4 protein-coding genes, 1 tRNA gene and 1 rRNA gene (1 of these 6 running past the window's edge) are annotated in these 10,569 nt (G+C 62.6%); 3 read left to right on the top strand and 3 right to left on the bottom strand.

The window, feature by feature from the left end; genetic code table 11:
- Both B5V03_RS15675 and B5V03_RS15670 read right to left on the bottom strand, forming a co-directional pair.
- Positions 1 to 40, bottom strand: a tRNA-Ile gene (locus B5V03_RS15675); it reaches 37 nt to the left of the window's first position.
- 191 nt (positions 41 to 231) lie between these two features.
- Positions 232 to 1,720, bottom strand: a 16S ribosomal RNA gene (locus tag B5V03_RS15670).
- A 1,136-nt stretch (positions 1,721 to 2,856) separates the two neighbouring features.
- Between B5V03_RS15670 and B5V03_RS15665 the strand changes: the two genes are divergently transcribed.
- Together B5V03_RS15665 and B5V03_RS15660 are read left to right on the top strand one after the other, a co-directional pair.
- Positions 2,857 to 4,920: a M23 family metallopeptidase gene (locus tag B5V03_RS15665; protein ID WP_164988019.1), complete on the top strand. Its 2,064-nt coding sequence runs from the start codon at positions 2,857 to 2,859 to the stop codon at positions 4,918 to 4,920.
- 156 nt (positions 4,921 to 5,076) lie between these two features.
- Positions 5,077 to 6,708, top strand: coding sequence for an SMP-30/gluconolactonase/LRE family protein (locus B5V03_RS15660; RefSeq protein WP_129271162.1), 1,632 nt, complete (start codon positions 5,077 to 5,079; stop codon positions 6,706 to 6,708).
- A gap of 96 nt (positions 6,709 to 6,804) precedes the next feature.
- Here the strand turns inward: B5V03_RS15660 and clpB are convergent, their stop codons facing one another.
- Entirely contained in the window at positions 6,805 to 9,444 is a 2,640-nt protein-coding gene (gene clpB / locus B5V03_RS15655; RefSeq protein WP_129271161.1) for an ATP-dependent chaperone ClpB, read from the bottom strand.
- A gap of 242 nt (positions 9,445 to 9,686) precedes the next feature.
- Here clpB and B5V03_RS15650 point away from each other — a divergent pair, with 242 nt between their 5' ends.
- Positions 9,687 to 10,475 carry an MOSC domain-containing protein gene (locus B5V03_RS15650; protein ID WP_129271160.1) on the top strand — a complete coding sequence of 263 codons (789 nt, stop codon included), beginning with the start codon at positions 9,687 to 9,689 and terminating at the stop codon, positions 10,473 to 10,475.
- The last annotated feature ends 94 nt before the right edge of the window (positions 10,476 to 10,569 follow it).

Genomic DNA, 10,569 nt, shown 5'->3' with positions numbered 1-10,569 from the left:
CTTATCAAGCGCGCGCTCTAACCAACTGAGCTACAAGCCCCTAACGCATATCCAGTTAAGGACCGGGATCCTGCAACCATGCAGGCCCAGCGCGTGTTCGTCCGCGAAGAAAGAGAAACGTAGACGGCGAAATCCCGCCAATGCAGCTCAACGATCCTGACGACCGTTGGCCACTGATGTTTCTAAAACGATCCGATAGTGAGCCGAAGCTCGCTGAAGGATCATCCTTAGAAAGGAGGTGATCCAGCCGCAGGTTCCCCTACGGCTACCTTGTTACGACTTCACCCCAGTCGCTGACCCTACCGTGGCCGGCTGCCTCCATTGCTGGTTAGCGCACCGTCTTCAGGTAAAACCAACTCCCATGGTGTGACGGGCGGTGTGTACAAGGCCCGGGAACGTATTCACCGTGGCGTGCTGATCCACGATTACTAGCGATTCCAACTTCATGGGCTCGAGTTGCAGAGCCCAATCCGAACTGAGACGGCTTTTTGAGATTTGCGAAGGGTTGCCCCTTAGCGTCCCATTGTCACCGCCATTGTAGCACGTGTGTAGCCCAGCCCGTAAGGGCCATGAGGACTTGACGTCATCCCCACCTTCCTCGCGGCTTATCACCGGCAGTCTCCTTAGAGTGCTCAACTAAATGGTAGCAACTAAGGACGGGGGTTGCGCTCGTTGCGGGACTTAACCCAACATCTCACGACACGAGCTGACGACAGCCATGCAGCACCTGTGTTCCAGGCTCCGAAGAGAAGGTCACATCTCTGCGACCGGTCCTGGACATGTCAAGGGCTGGTAAGGTTCTGCGCGTTGCGTCGAATTAAACCACATGCTCCACCGCTTGTGCGGGCCCCCGTCAATTCCTTTGAGTTTTAATCTTGCGACCGTACTCCCCAGGCGGAATGCTTAAAGCGTTAGCTGCGCCACTAGTGAGTAAACCCACTAACGGCTGGCATTCATCGTTTACGGCGTGGACTACCAGGGTATCTAATCCTGTTTGCTCCCCACGCTTTCGTGCCTCAGCGTCAGTATCGGGCCAGTGAGCCGCCTTCGCCACTGGTGTTCTTGCGAATATCTACGAATTTCACCTCTACACTCGCAGTTCCACTCACCTCTCCCGAACTCAAGATCTTCAGTATCAAAGGCAGTTCTGGAGTTGAGCTCCAGGATTTCACCCCTGACTTAAAGACCCGCCTACGCACCCTTTACGCCCAGTGATTCCGAGCAACGCTAGCCCCCTTCGTATTACCGCGGCTGCTGGCACGAAGTTAGCCGGGGCTTATTCTTGCGGTACCGTCATTATCTTCCCGCACAAAAGAGCTTTACAACCCTAGGGCCTTCATCACTCACGCGGCATGGCTGGATCAGGGTTGCCCCCATTGTCCAATATTCCCCACTGCTGCCTCCCGTAGGAGTTTGGGCCGTGTCTCAGTCCCAATGTGGCTGATCATCCTCTCAGACCAGCTACTGATCGTCGCCTTGGTAGGCCGTTACCCTACCAACTAGCTAATCAGACGCGGGCCAATCTCTCGGCGATAAATCTTTCCCCGTAAGGGCTTATCCGGTATTAGCACAAGTTTCCCTGTGTTGTTCCGAACCAAGAGGTATGTTCCCACGCGTTACTCACCCGTCTGCCGCTGACGTATTGCTACGCCCGCTCGACTTGCATGTGTTAAGCCTGCCGCCAGCGTTCGCTCTGAGCCAGGATCAAACTCTCAAGTTGGACTTGAACTTTGAACCGGCTGATCACAACGTTTGACGAGGTCCCACCATTTTTTCATCGACCGAAGCCGATGTGCTGCCCGCGATTCACATCGCTGGCAACGATGGTGTACCTTTGAAACGTGTACCGCCGAAGTCTTTCGTCCGGTCCCGATCCAAAAAGCCGAAGCTCTTCAAATGCGAGACCCGCAAGGACTCCGCCGTCCACGTTTCTCTTTCTTCATCTTCACTTGTCAAACAGCCCGGGACCTAGGAGGCCCCACCCTTCCTGAGAGGAAGGGTTCCGACACCCTTACCGACGACGAATGAACTCCAACCGATTTGTGTCGGCTGTTGTGCACTCAACGAAGTGAGGAGCATCAGTGGCGCGTTCGCTCGCCTTGGTCAGTGACCCGGCGGCGCCGCGCTCAGTGGTCGGGTTATAGGCCCCCGCACTCGGGATTGTCAACGCCCATCGTCAACAAATCGTCGCACAGTGGATCATCGTAAAAATTCCAGTGATTCCAGTCGATTAGAGGGGCGGCCAGCGAGCGGATCGGACCCGACCCGCAAAAAATCTCAAAAAAAGTTCGCGCTCCAGGGGGCTCGGGAGGCGGCTTTTGGGGCCCCTCCAGACGCCGTCCCCCTTGCCCTTCCAGACGCGCCCCCTGCACCCAGGCAGGCGGAGCTCCGTCCTAAGCCAGACCGGGACCCACCCCAGGCCAGACCGGCCTCGCCCAAGCAAGGCCGAGCTCCTCCCCCGGCCAGACGGCCCCGAGCGCCCGGCCATTCAGGAAACTTTTCCATATTAGGCGCCGTACTTGAGCCACAATCCCGCGGCGTTCTGATAAGAGACAAGCTTGAATCGCGGGGATGCCAGTGGGGGCTGCCGGCGATTTGCGTGGGGTCAGTGGAAGGCGATCATAGCGATGAAGCGGCCTTCTTCAGACGTTCGAGAGACATCGAGAGATCTTTTTCCGCTTAGCTGTTCGTAATTTCGGCCGGCCCGACATCCGGGCCTTCTGACCGCGGACGCCTGTGCGGCTTGCCGTTTCCTGCGATGCCCCTCGAAGAGGGCGACCAGGAAGGGGCTCGAAACCGGGCTGTCATGGGCCTGGCTGTTATGGGCCTCTTGGGTCGTTGATTGGGGGACTTGGGTTGAACCACAGGACATCACGCGGCGCTTACGGGCGTGAGACCGGGATCATCGATCTCGGCCACGAGCCGCCGCTGTCCGTCGATGGTTCGGAAGCTGCCGTCATCGATCGCCGTCGCGTCTCGGTGCAATGGTTCAGCGGGACGATTCTGACCGGACTCTGCGGCGCAGCCCTGATCGGCGGCGCCGTTTTCGCCTCTCTCGACGGTGAGATGACCTTCGCCAAGGTGCCGGAGCGGGTCGAAGGCGCGCTGCGCGGCGCATTCGGCGCGGCCGATCGCGCCGCCACGCTGCACAAGAGCGACCGCCTGCCGCCGCCGAACGAATCCTCCGCTTCGCGCAACATCGTACGCGTCTCGACGGTCGCCCGCGTCGGCAACCGCGACGTGATGCGGGTGCGCCCGTTCGTCCGGATCGCCGGCAACCTGTCGATGACGACCAGCGATCTATCGGCGAAGATCCCGCCGTTCAACGCCCAGCGCCTTCTCACCGACGTCGGCTCCGATCCGAAGGCCGCATCGGAGGACCCGAACAATCCGGAAGCCGTCGAGCCCGACGCCGAAGTCTCCTTCGTCACCAAGGACCTGTCGCCGGTGCTGCCGAAGGCCAAGATTTCCGCCGTGGTGGCGCTCGACGACATCCTGATGCGGGTGCGCGATGCCGCCAACTGGCGCGGCAATGGCGGGGTGCGCTATGCCTCGCTCGCCAACGCCGCCGCTGACGTCTCCGGCGCGACCGGCCCGTCCGACATCAGAAGCGCCTACGCCCCCGAAGTGTCGCCGTCCGATCCCTATGCCGGATTCGAGACGCGCGTGGTGCCTGAAAACGTGACGCTGCTGCCGAAGACCAAGGAGCAGATCACCGGCGGCAATCCCAACGGCGAACGCGTCCATCCGGTCAAGAAGGGCGACTCGGTCGGCTCCGTCCTGCGCGATCTCGGCGCGACGGCCGAGGAGATCAAGGCGATCACCGCAACGCTCGGGCCCCGCGGCCGCGACGGCGGCCTGAAGGAAGGCGAAAAACTTCGCATCCTGATGGCGCCGGCAAGCCCGGGCGCCAGACTCCAGCCCTATCGCGTCGTGATTGCAAACGACACCATGGTCGAGGCGATCGCAGCGCTGTCCGATCTCGGCAAATACGTCGCGGTCGACGTCTCCAGCATGAACACCGTCGCCGACGCCACGGCCAACGCCAACAGCGACGACGATGACGACGATGACGGCACTGGCGTGCGGCTCTACCAGAGCATCTACGAGACCGCGATACGCAACAAAGTGCCGATGCCTGTCATCGACGACATGATCAAGATCTACTCCTATGACGTCGATTTCCAGCGCAAGGTGGCGCCGGGCGATTCCTTCGACGTGTTCTACGCCGGCGAAGACGAGGGCGTGACGTCGAGCGAAAAGAACGACGTATTGTTCGCTTCGCTCACCGTCGGCGGCGAAACCAAGAAATATTATCGCTACCAGAGCCCCGACGACGGCGTCGTCGACTACTACGACGAGACCGGCAAGAGCGCGAAGAAATTCCTGGTGCGCAAGCCCGTCAACAACGCGATCATGCGCTCCGGCTTCGGCGGCCGCCGCCACCCGATCCTGGGCTATGTGAAGATGCACACCGGCGTCGACTGGGCCACCGCCTACGGCACGCCGATCTTCGCCTCCGGCAACGGCGCGATCGAAAAGATCGGCACCGAGGGCGGCTACGGCAAGTATATCCGCATCAAGCACAACAACGGCTACGAGACCGCCTACGGCCACATGTCTGCCTTCGCCAAGGGCATGGAAGCCGGCAAGAAGGTCCGCCAGGGCCAGGTGATCGGCTTCGTCGGCTCGACCGGCGCATCGACCGGCCCTCACGTCCACTACGAGATCCTGGTCAACGGCCGCTTCGTGGATCCGCTGCGCGTGAAATTGCCGCGCGGCCGTTCGCTGGAAGGCCCGATGCTCGCCGGCTTCGAGAAGGAGCGCGACCGGCTCGACGGCATGATGACCGGCCGGGGCGGTGCCATCGCGAGGATGTCGGATGCGACCGGCGGGCCGTTGCAGGTCACCAACCGCTGATTTTGTGACCGGCCGAAATCAACCGGACATTTCCAGAAAATTTGGTTTGAAACCGGCGTCGTAACGCGACGTCATTTCACTGCGCCACAATTTCAAGTTTCGTTTGCCAAAATCGCATGACGGGCGAATACTTTCCAAAAAACGGGAGGTCTCGCCATGAAGAACAGGCTCGCCTGCGCGGCCCTGATTGCTGCTGTTTTCTCCATCACAAGCGCATCGGCTGAGACATTACCGAGGACTTGGGAGGTCACGAGACTCGTCCCCGGCTCGGCGTTCCATGGCGTGCACGGGCTCGCCATCGACAAGGCAGGCCATCTGTTTGCCGGCAGCGTCGCGGGCGCAATGCTCTACGAGGTCGACATTTCAGGCGGTACCGCCAAGGTTGCAATCCCCGCTCCGATCGGAATGGCCGACGACATCGCATTCGCGCCCGACGGTACCATGGCCTGGACCGGGTTCCTGGCTGGCGATCTCTATGCGCGCAAGGGCGACGGCCCGATCAAGAAGCTCGCCACCGGCCTTCCCGGCATCAATTCCCTCGCCTTCCGCAAGGACGGCAGGCTCTATGCCACGACCGTTTTCCTCGGCGACACGCTCTATGAGATCGATGTCGAGGGCGACAAACCACCTCGCCAGATCATGGAGAAGATGGGCGGCCTCAACGGCTTCGAGTTCGGTCCCGACGACAAGCTCTACGGTCCGCTCTGGTTCAAGGGACAGGTCGCAAAAGTCGACGTCGACAAGGCCGAGCTGACCGTGGTCGCCGACGGCTTCAAGGTCCCGGCCGCGGTGAACTTCGATTCCAAGGGTAATCTGTTCGTGGTCGACACGGCGCTCGGCCAGCTCGTCCGGGTCGATCCCAGGTCCGGCGGTAAGGCCGTCGTCGCGCAGCTAAAACCGTCGCTGGACAATCTCGCCATCGACGACAAGGACCGGATCTACGTCTCCAACATGGCCGACAACGGCATCCAGGAGGTCGATCCCGCGACCGGCCAGGCCAAACAGATCATCATCGGCAAGCTTGCCCTGCCCGGCGGCATCGGCGTCACCTCGGAGAATGGCAAGGATACGATCCACGTCGCCGACGTGTTCGCCTATCGCACGGTGGACGGCGCGAGCGGCGAGGTCACCGAGAAAGCACGCATGCACGCTGACGGCGTCACGCTCGAATACCCGATGAGCGCGACGGCGAAGGGCAACGACGTGATCCTGTCGAGCTGGTTCACCGGCACGGTACAGGTGATCGACGGCAAGACCGGCACCACGCGCGAGATGCTGCACGGCTTCAAGGCGCCGCATGACGCCATCGTGCTCGCGGACGGCAGCATTTTGGTGGCCGAGCTCGGCACCAAATCGCTGGTCCGCGTCAGCGGCGAGCACGGCAAGGATCGCACCACGGTGGTCGGAGGTCTTGAGGGCCCGGTCGGGCTCGTCGGTGGCTCCAGCGACGAGGTCTACGTCACCGAAGCCTTCGCCGGCACCGTCTCAAGGGTCGACAAAAACGGCGAAAAGACCGTGATCGCCAGGGACCTGAAAATGCCCGAGGGCCTCGCACGCGCCAGCGACGGCAAGCTGGTCGTGGCGGAAGTGGGCGCGAAGCGGCTGATCGAGATCGCGCAGGAGGACGGCAAGATCACCGAGATCGCGGCCAATCTTCCGATCGGACTTGTCGGCGCACCTGGCGGCCTGCCGACCCACATCCCGACAGGCGTGGCGATCGGCGCAACGGGCGTCATCTACCTCTCCTCCGACATCGAGAACGCGATCTACAAGGTGGTCAAGAAGTAGCGGCCGCCAACAGATCCAGCGCTGTCCTCGCAAAACAATTGCCCCGGAGAGATGAATCTCTCCGGGGCGGCTTGTTGTTTCAGGCAGCGCCTACGCTCAGTTCAGCTTGCGCTTCGACACCGGCGCCTCGAACTGGGCGATTTCCGCGGTCTGCGGCGCCTTGCCGTTGAAGGTCAGCACGTTGCCTTCGGACGAGATCACGACCGTATCCCCGTCCCTGATGTCGCCGGCCAGGATCATCTCGGCGAGCGGATCCTGGACGTAGCGCTGGACCACCCGCTTCAGCGGCCGTGCGCCGTAGGCGGGATCCCAGCCCTTGGCGGCGAGCCAGTCGCGGCCGGCAGCGTCGAGCGTCAGCGTGATCTTGCGATCGGCCAGCAGCTTCTGGAGCCGCGCGAACTGGATCTCGACGATCCGGCCCATCTCGCTCCGCTGCAAGCGGTGGAACAGGATGATCTCGTCGACACGGTTGAGGAATTCGGGGCGGAAATGTCCCCGCACCATTCCCATCACCTGCTCACGCACGGCTGAGGTGTCTTCGCCTTCGGGTTGATTCACCAAATACTCCGAACCGAGGTTCGAGGTCATGATGATCAGCGTATTGCGGAAATCGACGGTGCGGCCCTGACCATCGGTCAGGCGACCGTCGTCGAGCACCTGCAACAGGACGTTGAAGACGTCCGGATGCGCTTTTTCGATCTCGTCGAACAGCACCACCTGATAGGGCCGGCGCCGCACCGCTTCGGTGAGCGCGCCACCCTCGTCATAGCCGACATAGCCCGGAGGCGCGCCGATCAGCCGCGAGACCGAATGCTTCTCCATGTATTCGGACATGTCGAGGCGGACCATTGCGGTCTCGTCGTTGAACAGATATTCCGCGAGGGCCTTGGTCAGCTCGGTCTTGCCGACGCCGGTCGGCCCCAGGAACATGAACGAGCCGGTCGGCCGGTGCGGGTCCTGCAGACCCGCGCGTGATCGGCGCACGGCGGTCGCGACCGCACGCACGGCCTCGGCCTGGCCGACGACGCGCTGTCCGAGCTGCTCCTCCATCTTGAGGAGCTTTTCCTTCTCGCCCTCCAGCATCTTGTCCACGGGCACGCCGGTCCAGCGCGAGACCACCTGCGCGATGTGGTTGGCGGTCACGGCCTCCTCCATCATCTCGCCGGAGTTCTCTCGTGCTTCGATGTCGGCGAGCTGCTTCTCGAGCTGCGGGATCCGGCCATAGGCGAGCTCACCGGCCTTCTGGAATTCGCCGCGCCGCTGCGCATCGGCGAGGTCGACGCGCAGCGCGTCGAGCTCGGACTTCAGCTTCTGGGCGTCGGAGAGCTTGTTCTTCTCCGCGCTCCAGCGTGCCGTCAGCGCCGCAGATTTCTCCTCAAGCTCGGCCAGCTCCTTCTGGAGCGTCTCGAGACGAGACTTGGAGCCGAGATCGCTTTCCTTCTTGAGCGCTTCCTGCTCGATCTTGAGCCTGATGATCTCGCGGTCGAGCGAATCCAGCTCCTCCGGCTTGGAATCGACCTGCATCTTCAGCCGCGCAGCCGCTTCGTCCATGAGGTCGATCGCCTTGTCGGGCAGGAAGCGGTCGGTGATGTAGCGGTTGGACAGCGTCGTGGCGGCGACCAGCGCGGAATCGGTGATCCGCACGCCGTGGTGCTGCTCGTACTTGTCCTTCAGGCCGCGCAGGATCGAGATGGTGTCCTCGACCGTGGGCTCGCTGACGAAGATCGGCTGGAAGCGCCGCGCCAGCGCCGCATCCTTCTCGACGTGCTTGCGGTATTCATCGAGCGTGGTCGCGCCGATGCAGTGCAGCTCGCCGCGTGCCAGCGCGGGCTTGAGCAAATTGGACGCGTCCATCGCGCCGTCGCCCTTGCCGGCGCCGATCAGCGTGTGCATCTCGTCGATGAACAGGATGAAATTACCGTCGCTCCCGGTCACTTCCTGGAGCACGGCCTTCAACCGCTCCTCGAACTCGCCGCGGTATTTCGCACCCGCAATTAACGAGCCGAGGTCGAGCGACAGCAGCTTCTTGTCCTTGAGGCTCTCGGGCACGTCACCGTTGACGATGCGCAGCGCGAGGCCTTCGGCGATGGCGGTCTTGCCGACGCCGGGCTCACCGATCAGGACGGGATTGTTCTTGGTCCGGCGCGACAGCACCTGGATGGTGCGGCGGATCTCCTCGTCGCGGCCGATCACCGGGTCGAGCTTGCCGTCGCGCGCAGCCTGGGTCAGGTCGCGGGCATATTTCTTCAGCGCGTCATAGGCGTTCTCGGCGGTCGCGGAGTCCGCGGTGCGGCCCTTGCGCAGCGCCTCGATCGCGGCGTTCAGATTTTGCGGGGTGACGCCGCCCTTGGCGAGGATCGCGCCAGCCTCGCTGGTCTTCTCCAGCGTGAGGCCAAGCAGCAGCCGCTCGACGGTGACAAAGCTGTCGCCAGCCTTCTCGCCGGCCTTTTCGGCGGCGTCGAAGGTGCGGGCGAGTTCGGGTGCGAGATAGATCTGGCCTGCGCCGCCGCCACTGACCTTCGGCACCTTGTTGAGGGCCTCTTCGGTCGCCTTCAGAATTGCGCGAGAATTGCCGCCAGCGCGGTCGATCAGGCCGGCAGCCAGCCCCTCATTGTCGTCCAGCAGCACCTTCAGGACGTGCAGGGTCGAAAACTGCTGGTGCCCCTCGCGCACCGCAAGCGACTGCGCGGACTGGACGAAGCCCCTGGAGCGTTCGGTATATTTGTCGATGTTCATGTCTTTTCTTTCCCTCGGCCTGCCCCTCGAGCCCTCTAAGGCACTCCAAACGGCATCTTCATTGGGTTTCCGCTGGCTGCGTTGACGTTCCTCAAGCAGCAGCGGTCGTTATCAGCCGGCGCTGGCGCCGGCCTGATCCAGATGTGGGAAGCGAGCCCCTGGATCGGAAGAGGCGCGTTCACAATTTCGTGCGCGGAATGGCCGGCTTGGCGCGGGCCGGTCGAATCCCCTAAGTAGCGGCCATGACAGCCAGCCAGACCGCCGAGATCACCGGCCTTTACCGCTACCCGATCAAGGGCCTGACGCCGGAGCACCTCGCCCGCGTCCCCTTGCGAACCGGCCAGACCCTCCCCGCTGACCGCCGCTACGCCATCGAGAACGGCCCGAGCGGGTTCGATCCTGATGCGCCCGAGTGGAAACCGAAAATCCAGTTCCTGATGCTGGCGCGCAATGAGCGGCTGGCGTCCCTCGACAGCCGGTTCGAGGACGCGACCAATCACCTGACCATCCGCAAGGACGGCCAGATCGTCGCCAGCGGCGACCTCGAGACCGCCGCCGGGCGCGCCGCCATCGAAGGCTATTTCAGCGAAAACTTTCAGCCCGAGCTGAAGGGCCCGCCAAAAGTGCTGTCCGGCCGGGACCACAGCTTTTCCGATGTCGCCCGCAAGGTCGTGTCCATCATCAATCTCGACAGCGTCCGCGCCATCGAGACCATGCTCGGTGGCACCGCCGTGCATCCCCTGCGCTTCCGCGGCAATCTCTACGTGAAGGGATGGCCGGCCTGGTCGGAGCTCGACCTCGTCGGCAAGATCCTCGCGATCGGGCAGGCCCGGCTGAAAGTGGTCAAGCGCATCGTCCGCTGCCCGGCCACAAATGTCGATCCGGTGACGGCCGTGCGCGATCTCGATATACCGCCGACGCTCTCGCGCAATCTCGGCCACATGGATTGCGGTATCTATGCCGAGGTCATCGCCGACGGCGAGATCGGCGTGGGGGATGCGGTTGTGGTGGAAGAGCCGAGATTGGTGTGAGCCGACGCCGGCTCAACACACTCCGTCATTGCGAGCGCAGCGAAGCAATCCAGGAATGCATCCTCGGAAACAGTCTGGATTGCTTCGTCGCACC

The sequence above is a fragment of the Bradyrhizobium betae genome (assembly GCF_004123905.1).
Classification (GTDB): Bacteria; Pseudomonadota; Alphaproteobacteria; order Rhizobiales; family Xanthobacteraceae; genus Bradyrhizobium; species Bradyrhizobium betae_A.
Note: the sequence above shows the minus strand (reverse complement) of the source record. Positions and strands in the feature narration are given on the sequence as shown.